At 62.5% G+C, this 23,166-nt stretch carries 20 protein-coding genes and 1 other RNA gene; 10 read left to right on the top strand and 11 right to left on the bottom strand.

Features of this window, described 5'->3' with window-relative positions; translation table 11 throughout:
- Positions 1 to 14 precede the first annotated feature (14 nt).
- From E4T63_RS27065 to E4T63_RS27050, 4 genes are all read right to left on the bottom strand, one after another.
- Positions 15 to 1,133 (bottom strand): ABC transporter permease, encoded by a 1,119-nt coding sequence (locus E4T63_RS27065; RefSeq protein WP_135296806.1) that lies wholly within the window; start codon positions 1,131 to 1,133, stop codon positions 15 to 17.
- Positions 1,133 to 3,859, bottom strand: a complete 2,727-nt coding sequence (rbbA, locus tag E4T63_RS27060; protein ID WP_135296805.1) for a ribosome-associated ATPase/putative transporter RbbA — start codon at positions 3,857 to 3,859, stop codon at positions 1,133 to 1,135. Before rbbA ends, E4T63_RS27065 begins: the two co-directional genes overlap by 1 nt.
- Positions 3,856 to 4,821 (bottom strand): HlyD family secretion protein, encoded by a 966-nt coding sequence (locus E4T63_RS27055; protein ID WP_098966184.1) that lies wholly within the window; start codon positions 4,819 to 4,821, stop codon positions 3,856 to 3,858. Before E4T63_RS27055 ends, rbbA begins: the two co-directional genes overlap by 4 nt.
- A 121-nt stretch (positions 4,822 to 4,942) precedes the next feature.
- Entirely contained in the window at positions 4,943 to 5,392 is a 450-nt protein-coding gene (locus E4T63_RS27050; RefSeq protein WP_135296804.1) for an EVE domain-containing protein, read from the bottom strand.
- Between the two features lie 197 nt (positions 5,393 to 5,589).
- Between E4T63_RS27050 and E4T63_RS28590 the strand changes: the two genes are divergently transcribed.
- Positions 5,590 to 5,745: a hypothetical protein gene (locus E4T63_RS28590; RefSeq protein WP_167797087.1), complete on the top strand. Its 156-nt coding sequence runs from the start codon at positions 5,590 to 5,592 to the stop codon at positions 5,743 to 5,745.
- Between the two features lie 35 nt (positions 5,746 to 5,780).
- On the opposite strand, the gene E4T63_RS27045 is transcribed toward E4T63_RS28590, so the two are convergent.
- From E4T63_RS27045 to E4T63_RS27030, 4 genes are all read right to left on the bottom strand, one after another.
- A complete protein-coding gene (locus E4T63_RS27045; protein WP_003229306.1) occupies positions 5,781 to 6,386 on the bottom strand; it encodes a 5-formyltetrahydrofolate cyclo-ligase in 606 nt (201 codons plus the stop codon).
- 80 nt (positions 6,387 to 6,466) lie between these two features.
- A non-coding RNA gene (gene ssrS, locus E4T63_RS27040) (6S RNA) lies at positions 6,467 to 6,645 on the bottom strand.
- Between the two features lie 30 nt (positions 6,646 to 6,675).
- On the bottom strand, positions 6,676 to 6,993 hold the full coding sequence (locus tag E4T63_RS27035) for a cell division protein ZapA (protein ID WP_007967943.1): 318 nt from the start codon (positions 6,991 to 6,993) through the stop codon (positions 6,676 to 6,678).
- On the bottom strand, positions 6,990 to 7,199 hold the full coding sequence (locus tag E4T63_RS27030) for a TIGR02449 family protein (protein WP_047597101.1): 210 nt from the start codon (positions 7,197 to 7,199) through the stop codon (positions 6,990 to 6,992). The genes E4T63_RS27035 and E4T63_RS27030 overlap by 4 nt, the downstream gene beginning before the upstream one ends.
- 134 nt (positions 7,200 to 7,333) lie before the next feature.
- Here E4T63_RS27030 and E4T63_RS27025 point away from each other — a divergent pair, with 134 nt between their 5' ends.
- The 8 genes from E4T63_RS27025 (at position 7,334) to gcvH (ending at position 16,526) form a co-directional block, all read left to right on the top strand.
- Positions 7,334 to 7,894 carry a YecA family protein gene (locus E4T63_RS27025; protein WP_098966178.1) on the top strand — a complete coding sequence of 187 codons (561 nt, stop codon included), beginning with the start codon at positions 7,334 to 7,336 and terminating at the stop codon, positions 7,892 to 7,894.
- Between the two features lie 27 nt (positions 7,895 to 7,921).
- Positions 7,922 to 9,256 carry a Xaa-Pro aminopeptidase gene (pepP, locus tag E4T63_RS27020; protein WP_135296803.1) on the top strand — a complete coding sequence of 445 codons (1,335 nt, stop codon included), beginning with the start codon at positions 7,922 to 7,924 and terminating at the stop codon, positions 9,254 to 9,256.
- Entirely contained in the window at positions 9,253 to 10,440 is a 1,188-nt protein-coding gene (gene ubiH, locus E4T63_RS27015) for a 2-octaprenyl-6-methoxyphenyl hydroxylase (protein WP_103368194.1), read from the top strand. The genes pepP and ubiH overlap by 4 nt, the downstream gene beginning before the upstream one ends.
- A 109-nt stretch (positions 10,441 to 10,549) precedes the next feature.
- On the top strand, positions 10,550 to 11,767 hold the full coding sequence (locus tag E4T63_RS27010; protein WP_171061890.1) for a 2-octaprenyl-3-methyl-6-methoxy-1,4-benzoquinol hydroxylase: 1,218 nt from the start codon (positions 10,550 to 10,552) through the stop codon (positions 11,765 to 11,767).
- A gap of 220 nt (positions 11,768 to 11,987) precedes the next feature.
- Entirely contained in the window at positions 11,988 to 12,992 is a 1,005-nt protein-coding gene (locus E4T63_RS27005) for an extracellular solute-binding protein (protein ID WP_135296801.1), read from the top strand.
- A gap of 245 nt (positions 12,993 to 13,237) precedes the next feature.
- Positions 13,238 to 14,854, top strand: a complete 1,617-nt coding sequence (locus E4T63_RS27000) for an ABC transporter permease (protein WP_134784918.1) — start codon at positions 13,238 to 13,240, stop codon at positions 14,852 to 14,854.
- 156 nt (positions 14,855 to 15,010) lie between these two features.
- Positions 15,011 to 16,093, top strand: a complete 1,083-nt coding sequence (gcvT, locus tag E4T63_RS26995; protein WP_027610497.1) for a glycine cleavage system aminomethyltransferase GcvT — start codon at positions 15,011 to 15,013, stop codon at positions 16,091 to 16,093.
- Between the two features lie 49 nt (positions 16,094 to 16,142).
- Positions 16,143 to 16,526, top strand: coding sequence for a glycine cleavage system protein GcvH (gcvH, locus tag E4T63_RS26990; RefSeq protein ID WP_098966169.1), 384 nt, complete (start codon positions 16,143 to 16,145; stop codon positions 16,524 to 16,526).
- A 56-nt stretch (positions 16,527 to 16,582) separates the two neighbouring features.
- On the opposite strand, the gene E4T63_RS26985 is transcribed toward gcvH, so the two are convergent.
- Entirely contained in the window at positions 16,583 to 17,725 is a 1,143-nt protein-coding gene (locus E4T63_RS26985) for a DegT/DnrJ/EryC1/StrS family aminotransferase (RefSeq protein WP_098966167.1), read from the bottom strand.
- Between the two features lie 156 nt (positions 17,726 to 17,881).
- Here E4T63_RS26985 and gcvP point away from each other — a divergent pair, with 156 nt between their 5' ends.
- Entirely contained in the window at positions 17,882 to 20,755 is a 2,874-nt protein-coding gene (gcvP, locus tag E4T63_RS26980) for an aminomethyl-transferring glycine dehydrogenase (protein ID WP_135296800.1), read from the top strand.
- A gap of 187 nt (positions 20,756 to 20,942) precedes the next feature.
- Here the strand turns inward: gcvP and E4T63_RS26975 are convergent, their stop codons facing one another.
- Positions 20,943 to 21,263, bottom strand: coding sequence for a DUF2388 domain-containing protein (locus tag E4T63_RS26975; RefSeq protein ID WP_177409030.1), 321 nt, complete (start codon positions 21,261 to 21,263; stop codon positions 20,943 to 20,945).
- A 65-nt stretch (positions 21,264 to 21,328) separates the two neighbouring features.
- Complete coding sequence (locus tag E4T63_RS26970) at positions 21,329 to 23,113, bottom strand: GspE/PulE family protein (RefSeq protein ID WP_007967966.1); 1,785 nt, start codon at positions 23,111 to 23,113, stop codon at positions 21,329 to 21,331.
- Positions 23,114 to 23,166 lie beyond the last annotated feature (53 nt).

Here is a 23,166-nt window from a genome sequence, read left to right as displayed (position 1 = left end):
ACGCTGGCCGCTGTTCAGGACGCCAGGCTCTTGCGAAAGCGCGCCAGCGCGATGAGAAAGAACAGCAGGCCGATGACCGTCAGCGCCAGCAAGTCCGGCCAGACCACGCTCAGCCCGGCGTCGCGAAACAGAATCGCGGCGCTGAGGCTGACAAAGTGTGTGGACGGCGAGCCCTGCATGACCCATTGCAGCCACTGCGGCATGCTGTCCAATGGCGTGCTGCCGCCGGACAGCAGCAACATCGGGATGATCACCGGAATCGCCAGCAGACCGAACTGCGGCGTCGAGCGCGCCAGCGTCGCCAGAAAGATACCCAGCGCGGTACTGGCAAACAGATAAACCGCAGTCACCAGCAAAAACAGACTCATCGAGCCGGCCAACGGCACACCCAACAGGCCTTTGACCACCACCTCCAGCGACAGCCAGGTGCACAACACCACCACCAGCAGGTTGCTCCAGATTTTCGCCAGCATGATTTCCAGCGCCGTCAGCGGCAGCACCAGCAAATGGTCGAGCGTGCCGTGTTCGCGTTCGCGCAGCAGCGCCGTGCCGGTGAGGATGATCGCCAGAATGGTGATGTTGTTGACGATCTGAGTCACCGCCAGAAACCAGCCACCCTCCAGATTGGTGTTGAACAGGGCGCGAGTAGTCAGTTGCACGGGTGCCTTGGCCGCTGCACCGCCCTGACCGGCATAGTCGAGCAATTCGCGCTGGAAGATCCGGCCGATGTAGCCGGCGCCCATGAACGCCTGGCTCATGGCTGTGGCATCGACGTTGACCTGAATCGCCGGTTGCCGCGCCGCCAGCAAGTCGCTTTGAAAGCCCGCCGGAATATTGATCACGAAGGTGTACTCACCGCTGTCCATGACCTGATCCAGTTGCGCATAAGGCAGCAGCACCGGCGTCTGGAATTCCGGCGGCTGCAGGGCCTGGGCCAATTGGCGTGAGAGGGCGCTGTGGTCTTCGTCGACGATGGCCACGCTGGCGTTGTGCACGCCGATCACCGAACCGGCGGCGGGCATGTAAATCGCCACGGTGAAGGCGTAGAACAGGAACAGCAGCAACACGCTGTCATGGCGCAGGCTGGTCAGTTCCTTGAGTCCCAGGCGCAGGATGTGCGCGAACTTGTGCATCAGGCCTCCTGCTTTTTCAGCATGATCAGGCTCAGCCCGGTGAACCCGACAAAGAACCCGAACAGCGCCAGGCACTGCGGCCACAGCTGACGCAAGTCCAGCGCTTTGGTGAACGTACCCACCGCGATGTCGAGGAAGTGCCCCGCCGGAAACAGCATGCCCATCACTGCTGCCGCACCTTCCAGCGACGAGCGCGGCACGATCAGCCCGGAGAACTGGATGGTCGGCAGGCTGGTGATGATCATGGTGCCGAGGATCGCGGCGATTTGTGTGCGGGTGAATGCCGAAATCAGCAGGCCCATGCTGGTGGTGGCCAACACATACAGCAGTCCGCCGAATGCCAGTGTCAGCAGGCTGCCCTTGAACGGCACGCCGAACAGCCAGCGATTCATCGCCACCAGCACTGCGAGATTGACCAGACTGACCAGCAGGTACGGCGCCTGTTTACCCAGCAGAAACTCCAGACGGGTCAGGGGTGTGGCGTAGAAATTGGTGATCGAGCCCAACTCCTTTTCGCGCACGATGCCCAGCGCCGTGAGCATCGCCGGAATAAAGGCGAGAATCAGCGCCATGACCCCGGGGCCGATAGCGTTGACGCTGACCACGTCCTGGTTGTAGCGAAAGCGGGTTTCCAGGCTGGCGGCCGCCGGGTGGGCCAGCGCGGGGCTGCTCTGCTCGGCCAGCTGTTGCAGATTGCCCACGTGCACGGCTTCAACATAGTTACGGCTGGTTTCGGCGCGAAACGGCATGCCGCCATCCAGCCACGCCGCCACAGCGGGTTGGCGCCCGGCGTACAGATCGCGGCCGAATCCGGGGGGAATCTCCAGCGCCAGTTTGATTTCCGAGCGTTGCAGGCGCCGGTGCAGTTCCTGCGGGTCATGAATGGCCGGCTGTTCGTCGAAGTACCGGGAGCCGCGAAACGCCTCCAGATAAGCTCGGCTTTGCGGTGTCTGATCCTGGTCGTACACGGCGAACGCGAGGTTTTCCACGTCCAGCGAGATGCCGTAACCGAAGATCACCATCATGAAAATCGCCCCGGCCAAGGCGAACGCCATGCGCACTTTGTCGCGCAGCAGCTCCTTGCCTTCGCGACTGGCCACGGCCAACAGGCGACCGAGGCTGAAACCGTGCTGGGGCACTGGTGTTGTCGCAGCGCTCGGCGGCGCTATTTGCGGCTCGGCCACAGGCGCTGATGCCTGAGCACCCTGAGCCTGTTCCAGGCAAGTGACGAAGGCCGCTTCCAGCGTCTCGCCGGCAAACTGGCGTTGCAGCGCCGCCGGGGTGTCGCAGGCGAGAACTTTGCCCGCGTGCATCAGCGAGATGCGGTCGCAGCGCTGCGCTTCGTTCATGAAGTGCGTGGAGAGGAAGATCGTCACGCCTTGCTCGCGGGACAACTCGATCAACAGTCGCCAGAAGTCATCGCGAGCTGCCGGATCGACGCCGGAAGTCGGCTCGTCGAGAATCAGCACTTCCGGGCGGTGCAGCACCGCCACCGCCAGTGACAGACGTTGGCGCAGTCCCAATGGCAACGCCCCGGAAGGCTGGTCGGCGACCGCAAGCAGATTGAAGCGCTGAATCAATGCCTCGATGCGTTGTGCACTCTCGGTTTTGGGCAGGTCGAACAGCCGCGCGTGCAGCTCGAGGTTCTGCCGCACACTGAGTTCGCCATACAACGAAAAACTCTGCGACATGAAGCCAACCCGCTTGCGCGTGGCCAGATCCTTGGCGTTCACCGGGTTGCCGAGCAGCGTCGCACTGCCTTCGCTGGCCGGCATCAGCCCGGTCAGGACTTTCATGGTGGTGGTCTTGCCGCAGCCGTTGGAGCCAAGAAAGCCGAAAATCTCGCCACGCCCAATGGCAAAACTGACGTGATCCACAGCGGTGAAATCGCCGAAGCGCAGCGTCAGGTCGTGGGCTTCGATGGCGATGTCGCTGCTGTTGCCGGTGCGCGGTGGAATCACCAGCGGCTGAGCGTCATGCTGGCTGTCACCCTGAAAATGGGTGAAGGCGTCATCGAGTTTGCCGCTGGGGGTGACGTTCGCCAGCTCGCGGCTCAGGCCGGTGGCGATCAACTTGCCGGCATCGAGCATCAGGCAATGCTCGAACTGCTCGGCTTCTTCCATATAGGCCGTGGCGACCAGCAGCGTCAGTTGCGGGCGCTGGCGTCGCACATCGTCGACCAACTCCCAGAAGCGCCGGCGCGAGAGCGGGTCGACGCCGGTGGTCGGCTCATCGAGGATCAGCAGATCCGGTTCATGGATCAGCGCGCAGCACAGCCCGAGTTTCTGCTTCATCCCACCGGACAACTTGCCGGCAGGGCGCTCGGCGAACTTCAGCAGATCCGTGGCGAGCAACAGGCTGTGCATGCGCTGTTCGCTTTCAGCCCTGGACAGGCCGAACAGCGTCGAGAAGAACTGGATGTTCTCGCGGATCGACAGCTCCGGGTACAAGTTGCCGCCCAGCCCCTGCGGCATGAAGGCGATGCGCGCATAGAGTGTGTCGCGATGCTGGCGATCCTCGATCGCGCCACCGAGCACGTCCAGCTGCCCTTGCTGCAAGGTCTTCACGCCGGCAATCAACCCCAGCAGACTGGATTTGCCGGCGCCATCGGGGCCGATCAGTCCGCAGCGGGTGCCGGCGGGCAGGCTGAAGGCGATGTCGCTCAGCGCTTGCTGTTTGCCGTAGCGGTGCGCGATACCGTTCGCTTGAACCGCAAGGCCGCTCATTGCAGATTGGCCGGCCATTCGACGGGCGCGATCCGCACGTAGCCGGCCCCGGGCATGCCGGGTTTGGCCTGCGGCACGGCGCTGGGCTGAACCAGGCGCAGCTTGACGCGGAACACCAGTTTTTGCCGCTCGTCGCGGGTCTCGACCTCTTTGGGAGTGAACTGCGATTTGGCTGCGACGAAGCTGATTTTTGCCGGCAGCGGGTTATCGGGCAAGGCATCGAGCAGCACGCGAGCCTCATCGCCCACCGCCAGGCGCCCAGCCACCGCGGCTGACAGATAGAGGTTCATGTACTGGTCGTTGGGATCGATCAGCAGCAGCACGCGACCACCGGCCCCCAGCACTTCGCCGGGCTCGGCCATGCGCAGCTGGATCACGCCATCAATCGGCGCGCGCAGACTGCTGTCGTCAATTTCACTGGTCAACTGTGCGACTTGAGCCTGTGCCGCGCCAATCGCCGCACTGACAGCAGACACCTGGGCCCGGGCGGCGACAACGGCAGCGTTGCCAGTGCCGATGCGTGACTGCAACTGATCGATGATCTGCGCGCTGACGTAACCGTGCTTGAACAGTGATTGCGAGCGGCCGAGTTCTTGCTGGGCCAGCAGCAGTTCACTCTGGCGCAATTGCACGTTGGCCTGAGCGGCGTTGAGATTCTCCCGGGCGCGCAACACTTCGGCTTCGGCCTGATTGCGCTGGGCTTCGAGGGTGCGGGTGTCCATACGCGCCAGCAGTTGGCCCTTGCTGACCTTGTCGCCTTCGTCGACCAGCACCTCGGCGAGGCGCCCGGGGGTCTTGCTGGCGATCTGCACTTCAGTGGCTTCCAGCCGCCCGTTGCCCATCGACAGTCCTTCGACCAGGCGGCTGCTGATGGACATCCAGTAACCTAATCCGCCAGCGACGGCGAGTAATACCAGGAGCGAACCGGCGTATAGAAGTGAAGAACGGCTGTGCGTCGACATGGGGGCATCCTGCGGCTGTGGCTTGCAGTCTGACTGTTCAAGCGTTCCATTCGCTTGATGTCAGTCAAATGAGCGCCAAGCCTAGCCCCTTTTGTCGGTAAAAACCGTGACCGGCGAGTTCTCAGCGCAAACCAAGCACCGCGGCCCACTGTTCGGCCGTCACCGGCATCACCGACAGGCGACTGCCTTTCTGCACCAGCGGCATTTCGGCCAGCGCAGTCTGCTGTTTCAGGTAATCGAGCTTCAGCACCCGGGCAAACGTCTCGACGTGTGCCACATCAATCGCACTCCAGGCGTTTTTCTCTGGCGTGGCTTTTGGGTCGAAGTAATGGCTCTCGGGTTCCAATGCGGTGGGATCCGGGTACGCCGCCTGAATAATTCTGCCGATTCCGGCGATACCCGGCTCCGGGCAACTGGAGTGGTAGAAAAAGAACTCATCGCCCACCGCCATCGCCCGCAGGAAATTGCGCGCCTGATAGTTGCGAACCCCGTCCCAGCGCGCTTTGCCGAGTTTCTCCAGATCTTTGATCGAGAGTTCGTCGGGCTCGGATTTCATCAGCCAATAGGCCATGTCTTTTGCTCCTCAAGCGGTGATTGGGCAGGTTGTCGGGCAATTTTATGACAAACCGACGGTCGGTTGACGTCAGCGTTTGCGCCCGGGTTCACGTTGTCGCAAAATGCCGGCCTTTAAAGCTTGACGCTGCTGCACGGCCTACGAACGGAAACCGCTGCTGTCATCGTGATGATGTGCCTTGAGGGGGGCAATCGATGAAACGCAAACCGGATTTGCTATGGACTTTGGTTATTTTGTTCGGCCTTGGTGTCGTGACCACCGGTTACGCGCAAAGTCTGTGGACGAGCAAGGCCGATGCTCCGGTTGAAGTCGCGCAACAGGTCCAACAGTCGACCGCCTTCAAACGCTGAAACTGCCTTCCCGACGCCGCTGATCTGCGCGGCGTCTATCCCGCGAAATACCACGCTTTATCGGTGACCGTGCCCTGCAACGGTACATCCCAGCTGGCCTGCGCCAGGCGTTCGACCTTCTGACATTCATGGGCCAGGCCCAGCAACGTCGGCTTGCGCCAGTTCTTGCGCCGGGCCAGGTACGCCAGACTGCGATCGTAGAATCCGCCGCCCATCCCCAGGCGTCCGCCAGCATCGTCAAACCCCACCAGTGGCAACAACACCAGATCCAGGGTCCAGATCTTGCGCTGATGGGCCAGATTGGCTCGTGGTTCGAGAATGCGGAAGCGGTTGGGCTTGAGCTTGTCGCCGGGGCGAATCCGCTGGAACACCATTTTGGTTCGCGGCCAGGCGCTGAGCACCGGCAGGTAGGTGGCTTTGCCGCGACGCTGGGCTTCACGCAGCAGCAGACGCGGGTCGATTTCACCGTCGGTGGGCAGATAAAGCGAAATATGTCGGGCCCGGCGGAAGTGCGGGTCTTGCGCCAGTTGGCGGAACAGGCCTTTGGCGGCTTGTCGTTGTTCACCGGGAGTCAGTGAGCGGCGCGCCTTGCGCAGCAGGCGGCGGAGTTGCGGGCGGGGCAGCAGCGCAGGTTCGGTCATGGTTCGGCTTCGGCAGGTGAGGGCGAAAACGCACGCATAAAAAATCCGATGCCGGCAAAAACCGGCATCGGATTCGAATCAGGCTCCCCGGATGAACCGCTGTCAACTTAGCCCTTGAACCCGAAAGTTCAAGGTGGAGGATGCAGTAGACTTTAAGGCTTTCCGTCTGGCGGACATGCACACCAGCCCAACGTGCAACTTCCAGGGTAGTGCGAATCGGCTCAGGGACATCGTCAACTGGCAAGCACCCCAGGGAGTGCCGCGAGTATACCTCAAGCGGCCTGGCGAATCAGCCCTTGCTGATGTCCGGATCGTCGGCCAGCACCAGATCGACACGATCGAGCAAGTCGCGCACCTGTTCACGGGTCGAGCCGCTGGCCTGGATGTCCGGGCGCTCTTCTTTGTGCAAGAGGTCGTGGGTGATGTTCAGCGCGGCCATTACCGCAATACGGTCGGCGCCGATGACTTTGCCGCTGCTGCGGATCTCGCGCATCTTGCCATCCAGGTAGCGGGCGGCGCTGACCAGATTGCTGCGTTCTTCCTGGGGGCAGATGATCGAATATTCTTTGTCGAGGATCTGCACGGTAACGCTATTGCTTGAACTCATGAGTCTTGCTCCAGGGCCTTGAGGCGCGAAATCATCGATTCGACCTTACGCCGGGCGATTTCGTTTTTTTCAATGAGGTGAGCGCGTTCCTCGCGCCAGGTCTTTTCCTGAGCTAGTAAGAGTGCGTTTTGACTCTTTAGTTGCTCGACTCGGCTAATCAGCTTTTCGAGTCTGGCCATCAGCGCTTGCAGGTCGGTGTCTTCCATTGTGTCCACTGAATTCATCTGATGGGCGGCAGGCGCCTGGCTGGCGGACAGCCTTTAATAGTCTTGGCGAGTCTGTCGATGTAGGATACAAGGCCTTCATTCTAGACATAGCGCCGTCTGGCGCCTAGCTGCCCATGACCATTGCGAATTCCCCGTACCAAGCCTTTGCCACCCTGCTGACGTCCAGCGGCCACAACGTCTCGCCTGCCGAACTGCACGGCCTGCTGCTCGGCCGCAGCTGCGCCGGTGCCGGCTTCAACGCCGACGAGTGGCTGATCGATGCCGCCGAACTTCTGGAAAACGAGCCACAGGACAACGTCCGCAACGCCCTGATCGGCCTGCAAGAGATGGTCAAGGGTGAGTTGACTGGTGACGACGTCACCGTCGTTCTGCTGCTGCCGACCGATGACGCGCCCCTGGCCGACCGCGCCGCCGCACTGGGCCAATGGTGCCAGGGCTTCCTCAGCGGTTTCGGCCTGAACTGCCGCGACAGCAGCATGCTCAGCACCGAAGCCACCGAAGTGCTGCAGGATCTGGCGGCGATCTCCCAGGTGCAAGACGCTCTGGAAGAATCCGAAGACGGCGAAAGCGACTACATGGAAGTCATGGAATACCTGCGCGTCGCGCCGCTGCTGCTGTTCTCGGAAACCAAGAAAGCCGACGTGCCGCCAGCCGCCAAGCCGTCGCTGCATTAATCGCGTGCCAGGGAAAGCCATCTGCCCATGATCCATATCCCCAAAGCGGAATACAGCCGTCGCCGCAAGGCCCTGATGGCGCAGATGGAACCCAACAGCATCGCGATCCTGCCCGCCGCCGCAGTCGCGATCCGCAACCGCGACGTCGAGCACGTCTACCGTCAGGACAGCGACTTTCAGTACCTCAGCGGTTTCCCCGAGCCACAGGCGGTCATCGTCCTGATGCCCGGCCGCGAGCACGGCGAGTACGTGCTGTTCTGCCGCGAGCGCAATGCCGAACGCGAGTTATGGGACGGCCTGCGCGCCGGCCAGGAAGGCGCAATCCGTGATTACGGCGCTGACGACGCGTTCCCGATTACCGACATCGACGACATCCTGCCGGGCCTGATCGAAGGCCGCGACCGGGTGTATTCGGCGATGGGCAGCAACCCGGAGTTCGACCGCCATCTGATGGACTGGATCAACGTGATCCGCTCCAAGGCGCACCTCGGCGCCCAGCCACCGAACGAATTCGTTGCCCTGGATCATCTGCTGCACGACATGCGCCTGTATAAATCGGCGGCAGAAGTGAAGGTGATGCGCGAAGCCGCACGGATTTCCGCTCAGGCGCATATCCGCGCGATGCAGGCCAGCCGGCCGGGACTGTACGAATACAGCCTCGAAGCCGAGCTCGATTACGAGTTCCGCAAGGGCGGGGCGAAGATGCCGGCCTACGGTTCCATCGTCGCCGCCGGGCGCAACAGTTGCATCCTGCATTACCAGCAGAATGACGCGCTGCTCAAGGACGGCGACCTGGTGTTGATCGACGCCGGTTGCGAGATCGACTGCTACGCCAGCGACATCACCCGCACCTGGCCGGTCAACGGCAAGTTTTCCGCCGAGCAGAAAGCGATCTACGAATTGGTGCTGGCCTCGCAGGAAGCCGCATTCGCTGAAATCGCTCCGAACAAAAACTGGAACCAGGCGCACGAAGCCACGGTACGGGTGATTACCGCAGGCCTGGTCAAGCTCGGAATCCTGCAAGGCGAGGTCGATGAGTTGATCGCGACCGAAGCCTATAAAGCGTTTTACATGCACCGTGCCGGCCATTGGCTGGGTATGGATGTACATGACGTTGGCGAGTACAAGGTCGGCGGCGAATGGCGGGTGCTTGAGGTCGGCATGGCGCTGACGGTCGAGCCGGGCATCTACATCGCCCCGGACAACCAGAACGTGGCAAAGAAATGGCGCGGCATTGGCGTGCGCATCGAGGATGACGTGGTAGTGACCAAGACCGGTTGTGAAATATTGACCAGCGGCGTACCGAAAACCGTTGCCGAAATCGAAGCGCTGATGGCGCAAGCACGGACACACGCGGCATGAGTCGAGTCAATCTGGCAATCATCGGTGGCGGCCTGGTCGGCGCCAGTCTGGCGTTGGCCTTGCAGGCCGGGGCCAAGGCCCGCGGCTGGAAAATCGTCCTGATCGAACCGTTCGCCCCCGGCGACAGCTGGCAGCCGAGCTACGACGCACGTTCGTCGGCGCTGTCCTTCGGTTCGCGGCAGATCTATCAGCGGCTGGGCGTGTGGCAGGAAATTTCCCGCCGCGCCGAGCCGATCAAACAGATTCACGTGTCCGACCGGGGTCGCTTCTCCACCGCTCGTCTGTCGGCGATGGAGGAGGGCGTGCCGGCCTTGGGCTACGTGGTGGAAAACGCCTGGCTCGGCCAGTGCCTGTGGCAGCACCTGGACAAAGACGTGATCAGCTGGCGCTGCCCGGCGGAAGTCACGCGCATGGAGCCGCTGCCTGACGGCTATCGCCTGACCCTCAACGATGAAACCACCGTCGAGTGCGATCTGGCGGTGCTGGCCGACGGCGGCCGTTCCGGTTTGCGCGAGCAACTGGGCATCAACGTGCGCAAGCGTCCGTACAACCAGAGCGCGCTGATCGCCAACATCACCCCGAGCGAATCACACAACGGCATGGCCTTCGAGCGCTTCACCGACGAAGGGCCGATGGCCTTGCTGCCGCTGCCGGACAACCGTTGCGCACTGGTCTGGACCCGCCTGGGCATGGATGCGCAACGCCTGGCAGACCTCAGCGAGCGCGATTTCCTCAGCGAGCTGCAAGGCGTGTTCGGCTACCGCCTCGGCACCTTGAAACAGGTCGGCGCGCGGCATTTGTATCCGCTGTCGCTGGTCGAGGCCGAGGAGCAAGTACGCTCGCATCTGGCCGTACTCGGCAATGCCGCGCACAGCCTGCACCCGATTGCCGGACAAGGTTTCAACCTGTCCCTGCGGGATGCTGATGCACTGGCTGCCGCACTGCTCGCCAGCGACAAACCGCTGGGCGACTTCGCCACCTTGCAGGCCTATCGCGAGCGGCAGCGTCTGGATCAGGAGCTCACCGTGGGCTTCTCCGATCAGGTCACCCGACTGTTCGGCAGCACCCAGCCGCTGGTCTCGCTGGGCCGCAACATCGGCCTGCTCGGGCTCGATCTGTTGCCACCGGCCAAGCGCTGGTTTGCTCGTCAGGCCATGGGGCTGGGGACGCGGCCGGATGCTTGAGCGGCGGGTCGGCACTTTCACTTTCAGCAGCGCGCCACTAACTGGCGCGCTCGCTAAAACCCTTTACGGGCGGCGCATGCCGCCAGCGAGACAGGCTTAAAGCATGGAAATGCGCGCAGATCTGCTGATTGTCGGAGCCGGAATGGTCGGCAGCGCCCTCGCGTTGGCGTTGCAGGACAGCGGCCTGGAAGTGTTGCTGCTTGACGGCAGCCCGCTGAGCGTCAAACCGTTCGACGCCGCCGCGCCGTTCGAGCCGCGAGTGAGCGCCTTGTCGGCGGCCAGCCAGCGGATACTCGAACGCCTTGGCGTCTGGGACGGCATCGCCAAGCGCCGCAGCAGCCCGTACACCGACATGCACGTGTGGGACGGCAGCGGCACCGGGCAGATTCATTTCTCGGCGAGCAGTGTGCATGCCGAAGTGCTCGGCCATATCGTCGAAAACCGCGTGGTGCAGGATGCCTTGCTCGATCGTTTGCACGATTGCGATCTGGGCATGCTGGCCAACGCACGGCTGGAACAGATGCGCCGCTCCGGTGACGACTGGCTTCTGACTCTGGCCGATGGTCGGCAGTTGCGTGCGCCGCTGGTGATTGCGGCGGACGGCGCCAATTCGGCGGTACGCCGTCTGACCGGCGTCGCTACTCGCGAGTGGGATTACCTGCACCATGCCATCGTTACCAGCGTGCGCAGCAGCAAGCCGCACCGGATGACCGCGTGGCAGCGTTTCACCGATCACGGGCCGCTGGCGTTTCTGCCGCTGGAGCGTGACGGGCAGCAGGACTGGTGCTCGATCGTCTGGTCGACAACGCCAAGTGAAGCCGAACGCCTGATGGCGCTGGATGAAGCGGCATTCTGTCGTGAGCTGGAGCGAGCCTTTGAAGGTTGCCTGGGCGAAGTCGTCAGTGCTGATCCACGGCTGTGCGTGCCTTTGCGTCAACGCCACGCCAAACGCTACGTGGCCGAAGGCCTGGCACTGATCGGCGACGCCGCGCACACCATTCACCCGTTGGCCGGGCAGGGTGTGAACCTGGGTTTCCTCGATGCGGCGGTGCTGGCTGAAGTGCTGTTGCAAGCGGCGGAACGCGGCGAACGGCTGGCGGATGTGAAGGTGCTGAGCCGCTACGAGCGCCGGCGCATGCCGCACAACCTGGCATTGATGGCGGCGATGGAGGGCTTCGAGCGCTTGTTCCAGGCTGACCCGTTGCCGGTGCGCTGGTTGCGCAACGCCGGATTGAAACTGGTGGAGCAGATGCCGGAGGCCAAGGCGTTGTTTGTGCGTGAGGCGCTGGGGTTGACCGGGGATCTGCCGGTACTGGCCAAACCCTGAGATTTGTTTGAGGCTGATGGCCTCTTCGCGAGCAAGCCCGCTCCCACATTGGAATACATTTCAGGGGTGGGAGCGGGCTTGCTCGCGAAGGGGCCAGAACCGACGCCATGAATTTCAGCTTGTGCAACATCTGGTAACTCCTTGCCCAAGTGTTCGATTGAGCTGGTAAATGTGAGTCCTTATCATTTGGCCCACATTTTCCGACCGAGAGATCACTCCCATGTTGGCACCCAAGCGTCTCCTGACCGCACTGGCCCTGACCCTGATCGGCAGCACTGCCGCCCAGGCCGCCGACGAGGTGGTGGTCTACTCCTCGCGTATCGATGAGTTGATCAAACCGGTGTTCGACGCCTACACCGCGAAAACCGGGGTGAAGATCAAGTTCATCACCGACAAGGAAGCGCCGCTGATGCAGCGGATCAAGGCCGAGGGCGAAAACGCCACCGCCGACCTGCTGCTCACCGTGGATGCCGGCAACCTCTGGCAGGCCGAACAGATGGGCATCCTCCAGCCGTTCACCTCGAAGACCATCGACAGCAACATTCCCGCGCAATACCGCTCCTCCAGCCACGCCTGGACCGGCCTGAGCCTGCGCGCGCGGACCATCGCCTATTCCACCGAACGGGTGAAACCGGGCGAGTTGACCACCTACGAAGCGTTGGCCGACAAGAATTGGGAAGGGCGTCTGTGCCTGCGCACGGCGAAGAAGGTCTACAACCAGTCGCTGACCGCGACCATGATCGAAGTGCACGGCGCCGAGAAGACCGAGAAGATCCTCAAGGGCTGGGTCAACAACCTGTCCACCGATGTGTTCTCCGACGACGTTGCGGTGCTGGAAGCGATCAACGCCGGGCAGTGCGACGTCGGCATCGTCAACACCTACTACTACGGGCGCCTGCACAAGCAGAAGCCCGACCTGCCGGTGAAACTGTTCTGGCCGAATCAGGCCGATCGCGGCGTGCATGTAAACCTGTCCGGTATCGGCCTGACCCAACATGCACCGCACCCGGAAGCAGCCAAGGCGCTGGTCGAATGGATGACCACACCTGAAGCGCAGAAAATCTTCGCCGACGTCAACCAGGAGTTCCCGGCCAACCCGGCAGTGAAACCTTCGGAAGAAGTGGCGGCGTGGGGCAAGTTCGTCGCTGACACCTTGCCGGTGGAAGTGGCGGGCAAGCGTCAGGCGGAAGCGATCCGCATGATGGATCGGGCGGGTTGGAACTGAGTATTTGCCGGTCGCTGTGTTCGCTCAAGATCGCTGCCCTCACCCCAGCCCTCTCCCGGGGGGAGAGGGAGCCGATCTCCATGGCTTTCAAGACCGGAGCTCGGCTCGATGTATCAGGTCGGCGTAAATCGAAAGATCACCACGTTCAGTCCCCTCTCCCTCCGGGAGAGGGTTAGGGTGAGGGCAGCAATCTCGAGCTGAAACACCTGAATCAGAACCACCAACCACCCCTCAGAGTCCCAAAAGTGGCCCACCCCGCCCAACGCCGCTGGTACCCCATCGTCCTCGCCATTGCCGCGCTGGTGCTGTTGCCCCTGAGTGTCCTGCTGCTGTCGTGGCAGACCATCGATCAGCAGATCTGGTCGCACCTCTGGGAAACCCAGATGCCGCGCCTGCTCGGCAACACCCTGACGCTGGTGCTCGGCGTTGGCGTCGGTGTGACGCTGCTCGGTGTCAGTCTGGCGTGGCTCACCAGCCTCTGCGAATTCCCCGGACGGCGCTGGCTCGACTGGGCGCTGATGCTGCCGTTCGCCATCCCGGCCTACGTGCTGGCGTTCGTCTTCGTCGGCCTGCTGGACTTCGCCGGCCCGGTGCAGACCCTGCTGCGTGAGTGGTTCGGCAGCGGCTTGCGCCTGCCGCGCGTGCGCTCTACCGGCGGGGTGATTGTGGTACTGGTGCTGGTGTTTTATCCCTACGTCTACCTGCTGGCGCGCACCGCGTTTCTCGCGCAGGGCAAAGGCTTGATGGAGGCGGCGCGGGTACTCGGGCAATCGCCATGGCAGGCGTTCTGGCGGGTGGCGTTGCCGATGGCGCGTCCGGCGATTGGCGCCGGTGTGGCGCTGGCGCTGATGGAGACGCTGGCGGATTTCGGCGCGGTGTCGGTGTTCAACTTCGACACCTTCACCACCGCCATCTACAAGACCTGGTACGGCTTCTTCAGCCTGCCGAGCGCCGCACAACTGGCGAGCCTGTTGCTGCTGGTGGTGATGCTGGTGCTCTATGGCGAGCGGCGCGCCCGTGGCGCCAACCGGGCGAGCAACGAGCGCCCCAGGGTCAAGGCGTTGTATCAGCTGCGCGGGCTAAAGGCGTTCGCGGCGACCGGCTGGTGCACGTTGGTGTTTGCCTGCGCGTTCGTGATTCCGTTGCTGCAACTGCTCGTATGGTTCTGGCAGCGCGGGCGCTTCGATCTCGATGAGCGTTATGCCGGGCTGATCCTGCACACCCTGTATCTGGGCGGCATGGCGGCGTTGATCACCGTCAGCGTCGCGCTGTTGCTGGCGTTTGCCCGACGTCTGGCGCCGACCCGGGCAATCCGTTCCGGGGTCAGTCTGGCCAATCTTGGTTATGCGCTGCCGGGTTCGGTGCTGGCGGTGTCGATCATGCTGGCGTTCAGTTATCTCGACCGCGAACTGGTGATTCCGCTGTCGGGCTGGCTCGGCGGCGCCGGCAAGCCATTGCTGCTGGGCAGTCTGGCGGCGTTGCTGATGGCCTATCTGGTGCGCTTTATCGCGGTGGCCTACGGACCACTGGAAAACAGTCTGGCGCGTATACGGCCTTCATTGCCCGAAGCGGCACGTAGTCTGGGTGTCAGTGGGCCGCGACTGTTTTTCAAAGTGTATCTGCCGCTGTTGCTGCCCGGCACACTGAGCGCGGCGTTGCTGGTGTTCGTCGATGTGCTCAAGGAAATGCCCGCGACCCTGCTGATGCGCCCGTTTGGCTGGGACACGCTGGCGGTGCGGATCTTCGAAATGACCAGTGAAGGGGAGTGGGCGCGGGCATCGCTGCCGGCGCTGACCCTGGTGTTGGTCGGCCTGTTACCGGTCATCGGCCTGATCCGCCGCTCGGCGCACCGAAACACTTAGTCGTCAGTCCTGAATCATGCGGCTACAATGCGCGGCATTCGGTGCGGTTCGTCTGACAGACCCGTTCGCTGAAATCGGCTGAAAGCCTTCTATTTCGAGGCTTTCACCCCGTACAGCGGCTGTCCGCACCTTCGCCACGCCCGGAAGGAGAAACCCATGGGACAGCGTACGCCTCTGTATGACCTGCATCTCGCCCTCGGCGCGAAGATGGTCGATTTTGGCGGTTGGGACATGCCACTGCATTACGGCTCGCAGGTCGAGGAACACCACGAGGTGCGCCGCGATTGCGGGGTGTTCGATGTTTCCCATATGACCGTTATCGACATTGACGGCCCCCAGGCCAAGGCCTGGCTGCAGCATTTGCTGGCCAATGACGTCGAACGCCTGCATCGCCCCGGCCGCGCGCTCTACAGCACGATGCTCAACGAACGTGGCGGCATCGTCGACGACATGATCGTCTATCGCCTCGAAGACCGTTATCGTCTGGTGTTCAACGCCTCCACTCGCGACCAGGATCTGGCGTGGATGCAGGCGCAGGTCGCCGGTTACGACGTGCATCTGCACGAGCGTCAGGATCTGGCGATGCTCGCCATTCAAGGCCCGCAGGCCCGGCAGAAGATTGCCGAACTGGTGACCCAGTCCCGCGCCGCACTGATCCAGCACCTCAAACCGTTCGAAGCCGAAGTCGATGGCGACTGGTTCATCGCCCGCACCGGTTATACCGGTGAAGACGGCCTGGAAATCGCTTTGCCGGCCGAGCAGGCGCCGGGATTTTTCAACGATCTGGTCGGTGCCGGTATTTCGCCAATCGGCCTCGGCGCCCGCGACACGTTGCGGGTCGAAGCCGGGATGAACCTCTACGGCCAGGACATTCATCAGGATGTCTCGCCGCTGGCGTCCAATATGGCCTGGAGCATCGCTTGGGAACCGGCTTCGCGGCAGTTCATCGGTCGCTCGGCGCTGGAAGCGGAAAAAGCCGCCGGCGTTGCGCACAAACTGGTGGGTCTGGTGCTTGAGGAGCGCGGTGTTTTGCGCGCCCATCAAGTGGTTCGTATCGCCGATGTTGGCGAAGGAGAGATCACCAGTGGTAGTTTCTCTCCTACGCTAAGCAAATCGATTGCCCTGGCGCGTGTACCGATGGCTACCGCCGACCGCGCCGAAGTGGAAATCCGTGGCAAGTGGTATCCGGTACGAGTGGTCAAACCGACCTTCGTGCGCCATGGTAAAACCTTGATCTGACCTTTTCCGGCGGGCCTGACCGCTGACAATTTTCTTGAGGACACCGAGCATGAGCAATATCCCCGCCGAACTGCGTTTTGCCGAAAGTCATGAATGGGCACGCCTGGAAGCCGACGGCACCGTTACCGTGGGCATCAGCGATCACGCGCAGGAAGCGCTGGGCGATGTGGTGTTCGTTGAACTGGCCGAAGTCGGCAAGGTGTTTGCTGCCGGTGAGGCTGCCGGTGTTGTCGAGTCGGTGAAGGCCGCGTCCGACATCTACTCCCCGATCGGCGGTGAAGTGATCGCGGTCAACGAAACGCTGGCTGACTCGCCGGAAGAGCTGAACAACGATCCGTACGCCGCATGGATCTTCAAGCTCCAGCCAAGCGACAAGGCCGAGCTGGACAAGCTGCTGGACGCTGCTGCCTACAAGGCTGCCATCGGCGAATAAGCAGACTGTAATACTGCAAAAGCCCCGATCTCTCGGGGCTTTTTTGTAGGCGTCGATCAGGCGTCGCGCAATACCGCTTTCACTGCCGCCACCGAACGCTCGACGTCGTCCTTGGTCATGGTGGTGAACATCGGCAATGACACGATCAAGCGCCCAACGCGCTCGGCAACTGGCAACATGCCTTCCTTGAACCCGCGCTCGCGGTACAGGCTCAGCAAGTGGATCGGCGGGTAGTGATAGCCGATGCCGATGCCTTTGGCCTGCATCTGCTCCATGAACGTGGCGCGGGCCGGCAAGCCGTCCTTGCGCTCCGGCAGGACCAGTTGGAACAGGTGCCAGTTGCTCTGGGTGAAGTCCGCCGGTGGCAGTTGGGCGCCATAAGTCGCTTCAAAGTCATCGCCAAAACATTTGAAGTAGTGCCGGGCCAGTTCCTGACGATGGGCGGTCAGCGCCTCGATATGGGCGAACTGGCCGAGGCCGATGGTGGCGGCGATGTCGGTCATGTTGAACTTGCCGCCGAGCACGTCGACGTCCAGACCATCAAAGCCGTTGCGGGTCACGCCCTGCAAGCGGTACTTCTCCGCCAGCCGCGCCTCTTCCGGGGTGTTCAGCACCAGGCAGCCGCCCTCGGAGCAGGTGACGTTCTTGTTCGCCTGAAAGCTGAACGACACGAAATCGCCGGTGGCGCCGATGCGCTGGCCGTTCCAGCTCGAACCCAGGGCCTGAGCGGCGTCTTCGACAATGCGCAAGTTGTGTTTGCGGGCGATGGCGTACAAGCGTTCCATGTCCACCGGCAGGCCGGCGAGGTACACCGGAATCACTGCTTTGGTGCGTGGGGTGATCGCCGCTTCGAGCTTGTCCAGATCGATGTTGCGGGTCACCGGATCGATGTCGGCAAACACTGGTGTGGCGCCGACTTCGAGGATCACGTTGGCGGTGGCGACCCAGGAAATCGGCGTGGTGATCACTTCGTCACCCGGCCCGATGCCGGCGATGCGCAAGGCGATTTCCATGGTGCAGGTGCCGGAGTTGAAGGTGCGCACCGGGCGCCCGCCGAAGTATTCCGACAGTTGTGCTTCAAAGGCCTGGACCTTCGGCCCGCTGGTGATCCAGCCGGAGCGCAGCACATCGCCGACGGCGGCAATCGTGGCTTCATCAATGACAGGTTTGGAAAACGGCAGGAACGGCAGTTGGCTCATGAGGATTCGATCATCCGAAAGTTGGACGCCTGATGCAGGCGCTACAGCATGCCCCGGAACCCCCTCTGCCGCCAAGCCGTGCGCGTCGGGATCGGCTGCTATGCTGGTTTGACCGTGTTGCATTGACGCCGAGCGCCAGCCAAGAGAGAGCCCGTCATGTCCCAGTTGCCATCCTTGAGCCAGTTACGCGACCCCGAAGCCTTTCTGCGCCGCCATTTGGGCCCCGACGCCGCCGAACAACAGGCGATGCTCGACAGCCTCGGTCTGGGCAGCCGGGTCGAACTGATCGAGCAGACGGTGCCGCCGGGCATTCGCCTGAATCGGGCGCTGGACTTGCCGCCGGCCCTTGATGAGCAGGCGGCGCTGGCCAAGCTGCGCGGTTACGCCGAGCAGAATCAGGTCTGGACCAGCCTGATCGGCATGGGCTACCACGGCACGCTGACGCCGACCGTCATCCTGCGCAACGTGCTGGAAAATCCCGGCTGGTACACCGCGTACACCCCGTATCAACCGGAGATCGCCCAGGGCCGTCTCGAAGCGTTGTTGAATTTTCAGCAACTGACCATCGACCTCACCGGTCTTGAACTGGCCAACGCCTCTTTGCTCGACGAAGCCACCGCCGCTGCAGAAGCCATGGCGCTGGCCAAGCGTGTGGCGAAGTCGAAGAGCAATCTGTTTTTCGTCGATGAGAACTGTCATCCGCAAACCATCTCCGTGGTGCAAACCCGCGCCGAAGGTTTCGGCTTCGAGCTGATCATCGACGCTGTGGATAACCTCAACCAGCATCAGGTGTTCGGCGCGTTGCTGCAGTATCCCGACACTCACGGCGAGATCCGTGATCTGCGTCCGGTCATCGATCAGTTACACGCGCAGCAGGCGTTAGCGTGTGTCGCCACCGATCTGCTGAGCCTGTTGCTGCTGACACCGCCGGGTGAATTGGGCGCGGATGTCGTGTTCGGTTCGTCCCAGCGCTTTGGCGTACCGATGGGCTACGGTGGCCCGCATGCGGCGTTTTTTGCCAGTCGCGAGGAGTACAAACGGGCGATTCCGGGGCGGATCATCGGCGTGTCGAAAGACGCTCGTGGCAACGTCGCATTGCGCATGGCCCTGCAAACCCGTGAGCAGCATATTCGCCGCGAGAAGGCCAACTCGAACATCTGCACCGCGCAGGTGCTGCTGGCCAACATCGCCAGTTGCTACGCGGTGTATCACGGGCCGCAAGGCTTGAAACGCATCGCCCAGCGCGTGCACCGCTTGACCTGCATCCTGGCGGCGGGCCTTGAGCGCCATGGTATTGCGCGGGTCAACGCACAGTTTTTCGACACCCTCACGCTGGAGGTTGGCGGCGCGCAGAGCGCGATCATCGATAGCGCCAAGGCTGCGCAGATCAACCTGCGGATTCTCGGCCGTGGCCGAGTCGGCTTGAGCCTCGACGAGACGTGCGATGAAAGCACGGTGGCCAAACTGTTCGACGTGCTGCTCGGTGCCGATCATGGTTTGAACGTCGACGACATTGACGCAGAAACACTGGTTTCCGGCATTCCCGACCACCTGCAGCGCAACACGCCGTACCTGGGCCATCCGGTGTTCAATGCGCACCACAGCGAAACCGAGATGCTGCGCTACCTCAAGCAACTGGAGAACAAGGATCTGGCGCTCAACCAGTCGATGATCCCGCTGGGCTCCTGCACCATGAAACTCAACGCCACCAGCGAGATGATCCCGATCACCTGGCCGCAGTTCGCCAACCTGCACCCGTTCGCGCCACGGGAACAGGCGGTCGGTTACACCTTGATGATTGAAGAACTGCAGCGTTGGTTGTGCGCGATCACCGGGTTCGATGCGATTTGCATGCAGCCCAACTCCGGCGCTCAGGGCGAGTACGCCGGGCTGCTGGCGATTCGCAAATATCACGAGAGCCGGCAGCAGGGCGCGCGGGATATCTGCCTGATCCCGTCCTCGGCGCACGGCACCAACCCGGCCTCGGCGCAGATGGCCGGGATGCGCGTGGTGATCGTCGAGTGCGACGAGGCCGGCAACGTCGATCTGGACGACCTGAAAACCAAGGCTGCCGAGGCGGGGGACAAGTTGTCGTGCCTGATGGCGACCTATCCGTCGACCCATGGTGTGTACGAGGAGGGCATCAGCGAAATCTGCGAAGTTATCCACAAGCATGGTGGTCAGGTGTACATGGATGGCGCGAACCTCAATGCGCAGGTCGGGCTGGCGCGGCCGGCGGACATCGGCGCCGACGTGTCGCACATGAACCTGCACAAGACTTTCTGCATTCCCCACGGCGGTGGCGGGCCGGGCATGGGGCCGATCGGTATTCGCGCGCATCTGGCGCCGTTCGTTGCCAATCACCCGGTGGTGCCGATTGACGTCCCTTTGCCACAGAACGGCGCAGTCAGCGCGGCGCCGTGGGGCAGTGCGAGCATTTTGCCGATCAGCTGGATGTACATCGCGATGATGGGGCCGCAACTGGCGGATGCCAGCGAAGTGGCGATCCTCGCGGCGAACTATCTGGCGCAGCATTTATCCGGCGCATTCCCGGTGTTGTACACCGGGCGCAACGGGCGGGTCGCTCACGAATGCATTCTCGACCTGCGGCCCTTGAAGGCGCAGACCGGGATCAGTGAAGAGGACGTCGCCAAGCGCCTGATGGACTATGGTTTCCATGCGCCGACCATGTCCTTCCCGGTGCCAGGGACGTTGATGGTCGAGCCGACCGAGAGCGAGTCCAAGGCCGAACTCGATCGTTTCATCGGCGCGATGCTGAGCATCCGCGCGGAAATCACCGAAGTGCAGAACGGCAACTGGCCGGCGGAAGACAACCCGCTCAAGCGCGCGCCGCATACCCTGGCGGATGTCACCGGAGTGTGGGAGCGGCCTTACAGCATCGAGCAGGGGATCACCCCGGATGCGCACACCAAGGCGCACAAGTATTGGCCGGCGGTGAATCGGGTGGATAACGTTTATGGGGATCGCAATCTGTTTTGTGCCTGCGTCCCGGTGGACGATTACCGCTGATCTTCAGGCAACACGCAGAGCCATAGTGGGAGCGGGCTTGCTCGCGAAGGCGTCGTGTCAGAAAAATGGATGCGTCTGACCCACCGCATTCGCGAGCAAGCCCGCTCCCACAGGGTATTGTGGTGAATTCGACATTACGGGCAAAAAAATGCCGCTCGATCGAGCGGCATTTTTGTTGGCGCCTGGCTTACTCGGAGGCCACTGCGTTCTTCGCCAGAATCGCATTCGCCAGTTCCATGTCCGTGGCCTGCAGGCCCGGATTGTCGGCGCGGACTTTCTGCATCGCTGCTTCCAGGTACGGCCCACGGATGCCGCCATCGCTGGCAACGAAGCTGCCGGCATCGTCCTGTGCGGCAACGATCAGCTTGTGATCCTTGAAGGTCAGGTAGGTCGAACCGGTGGTGGCGCCGGACGAAATGACGTTACGCCAAAAGCTGTCGGCCATCGCTGAACCAACGGGAAGGGACAGCAAGGCAACGGTGGCGACAGCAAGTTTGAGACGCATGATTGAGTGACTCCTGGGGGTTAACTACGGCGTTGGATAACGATTCGCCAATCCGGTTCCGTAGTGGCCTATTTCTGCTCGCTCTGCGGTGTCACCCGCAGCACTTCTTCGAGGGTGGTCAGCCCCGCCGCGACCTTCTGCGCACCCGACAGGCGCAGGCTGCGCATGCCTTCCTTGAAGGCTTGCCGGCGGATGGCGGTGAGGTCGGTGTCGGGGGTGATGAGCGCTTTGAGGCTATCGCTCAACTGCATGATTTCGTAGACCCCGGCGCGTCCGCGATAACCGGTGTCGCGACACTCCAGGCAACCGATAGCGCGTTGCGCATTGCCCGGCAGCGGCGCCTGCCAGGGCCGTGTCAGGGTTTGCCAGTCTTCCTCTTCCAGCGTCAGCGGCGCCTTGCAGTGCGGGCACAGGGTGCGCACCAGACGCTGGGCCATGACCCCGAGCACCGTGGCTTTAATCAGATAGTGCGGCACGCCGAGTTCCAATAGCCGACTGATCGCGCTGGGGGCATCGTTGGTGTGCAGGGTCGACAGCACCAGGTGGCCGGTGAGTGCCGCCTGAATCGCCATTTCTGCGGTTTCCAGGTCACGGATCTCGCCGATCATGATGATGTCCGGGTCTTGCCGCATCAGCGCGCGCACGCCGGCGGCGAAGCTCAGGTCGATGTTGTGCTGCACCTGCATCTGGTTGAACGCCGGCTCGACCATTTCGATCGGGTCTTCGATGGTGCAGAGGTTGATCTCCGGCGTCGCCAGTTTTTTCAGTGTGGTGTACAGCGTGGTGGTCTTGCCCGAGCCGGTTGGTCCGGTGACCAGAATGATGCCGTTAGGCTGGCGGGTCATGTCCTGCCAGCGGCGCAGGTCGTCGGCGGAAAAGCCCAACTGATCGAAGTCCTTGAGCAGCACTTCCGGGTCGAAGATCCGCATGACCATTTTTTCGCCAAACGCGGTGGGCAGCGTTGAGAGCCGCAGCTCCACCTCGCCGCCGTCCGGGGTTTTGGTCTTGACCCGGCCGTCCTGGGGTTTGCGCTTCTCGGCGACGTTCATCCGCCCGAGGCTTTTCAGGCGACTGACGATCGCCATGGTCACCTGCGGCGGGAATTGATAGACGTTGTGCAGCACGCCGTCGATGCGGAAACGCACGGTGCCCTGTTCGCGGCGCGGTTCGATGTGGATATCGCTGGCGCGCTGCTGGAAGGCGTACTGGAACAGCCAGTCGACGATGTTGACGATGTGCGCGTCGTTGGCGTCCGGTTCCTGATCGCTGGCGCCGAGGTTGAGCAGTTGTTCGAAGTTGCCGAGGTTACCGCTCTGCGCGTCGGCAGTGCTGGCGCCGCTGACCGATTTGGCCAGGCGAAAGAACTCGACGCTGAAACGCTGGATATCCACCGGGTTGGCGACCACCCGTTTGATCGGCAGCTTCAGCACGTGGGTCAAGTCAGCCTCCCAACCGGTGACGTAGGGCTGGGCGCTGGCCACGACCACCGCATCGCGGTCGACCGCCACCGCGAGAATCTTGTGCCGTTGGGCAAAGGCGTAGGACATCAGCGGGGTGATTGCGGCTACGTTGATCTTCAACGGGTCGATGCGCATGTACGGCTGGCCGGCCTGCTGCGCCAGCCACAGGGTCAGGCTTTCCAGGTCCAGATGTTTGCCTGGACGGCTGAGGTCATCCAGTTGCTGGCTGGCGATGAACTCCAGCGGATGTTGCTGGCCGTGGGTCGCATGGCGGCGGCGGGCGTTGAGCGCCTGCTCCGCCGAGTCCTGGCTGATAAAACCCTGGGCGACCAGTTCACGCAACACATCGTTGAGATCCAGCCAGCGGTCCTGAGTGGCGAGTTGAACGGACATGCGGGCTCCTTTTGAACGACTGTGCGCAAAGGATAGTCGTGGCCCCGCAGACT

Source organism: Pseudomonas fluorescens (assembly GCF_004683905.1).
Taxonomy (GTDB): Bacteria; Pseudomonadota; Gammaproteobacteria; order Pseudomonadales; family Pseudomonadaceae; genus Aquipseudomonas; species Aquipseudomonas putida_A.
This window is presented reverse-complemented; position numbering and strand designations above follow the sequence as displayed.

Bases quoted from the DNA above. Each gene is read 5' to 3' on its own strand.
- E4T63_RS27065 (WP_135296806.1), bottom strand. From the start codon at position 1,133: ATGCACAAGTTCGCGCACATCCTGCGCCTGGGACTCAAGGAACTGACC.
- rbbA (WP_135296805.1), bottom strand. From the start codon at position 3,859: ATGAGCGGCCTTGCGGTTCAAGCGAACGGTATCGCGCACCGCTACGGC.
- E4T63_RS27055 (WP_098966184.1), bottom strand. From the start codon at position 4,821: ATGTCGACGCACAGCCGTTCTTCACTTCTATACGCCGGTTCGCTCCTG.
- E4T63_RS27050 (WP_135296804.1), bottom strand. From the start codon at position 5,392: ATGGCCTATTGGCTGATGAAATCCGAGCCCGACGAACTCTCGATCAAA.
- E4T63_RS28590 (WP_167797087.1), top strand. From the start codon at position 5,590: ATGAAACGCAAACCGGATTTGCTATGGACTTTGGTTATTTTGTTCGGC.
- E4T63_RS27045 (WP_003229306.1), bottom strand. From the start codon at position 6,386: ATGACCGAACCTGCGCTGCTGCCCCGCCCGCAACTCCGCCGCCTGCTG.
- E4T63_RS27035 (WP_007967943.1), bottom strand. From the start codon at position 6,993: ATGAGTTCAAGCAATAGCGTTACCGTGCAGATCCTCGACAAAGAATAT.
- E4T63_RS27030 (WP_047597101.1), bottom strand. From the start codon at position 7,199: ATGGAAGACACCGACCTGCAAGCGCTGATGGCCAGACTCGAAAAGCTG.
- E4T63_RS27025 (WP_098966178.1), top strand. From the start codon at position 7,334: ATGACCATTGCGAATTCCCCGTACCAAGCCTTTGCCACCCTGCTGACG.
- pepP (WP_135296803.1), top strand. From the start codon at position 7,922: ATGATCCATATCCCCAAAGCGGAATACAGCCGTCGCCGCAAGGCCCTG.
- ubiH (WP_103368194.1), top strand. From the start codon at position 9,253: ATGAGTCGAGTCAATCTGGCAATCATCGGTGGCGGCCTGGTCGGCGCC.
- E4T63_RS27010 (WP_171061890.1), top strand. From the start codon at position 10,550: ATGCGCGCAGATCTGCTGATTGTCGGAGCCGGAATGGTCGGCAGCGCC.
- E4T63_RS27005 (WP_135296801.1), top strand. From the start codon at position 11,988: ATGTTGGCACCCAAGCGTCTCCTGACCGCACTGGCCCTGACCCTGATC.
- gcvT (WP_027610497.1), top strand. From the start codon at position 15,011: ATGGGACAGCGTACGCCTCTGTATGACCTGCATCTCGCCCTCGGCGCG.
- gcvH (WP_098966169.1), top strand. From the start codon at position 16,143: ATGAGCAATATCCCCGCCGAACTGCGTTTTGCCGAAAGTCATGAATGG.
- E4T63_RS26985 (WP_098966167.1), bottom strand. From the start codon at position 17,725: ATGAGCCAACTGCCGTTCCTGCCGTTTTCCAAACCTGTCATTGATGAA.
- gcvP (WP_135296800.1), top strand. From the start codon at position 17,882: ATGTCCCAGTTGCCATCCTTGAGCCAGTTACGCGACCCCGAAGCCTTT.
- E4T63_RS26970 (WP_007967966.1), bottom strand. From the start codon at position 23,113: ATGTCCGTTCAACTCGCCACTCAGGACCGCTGGCTGGATCTCAACGAT.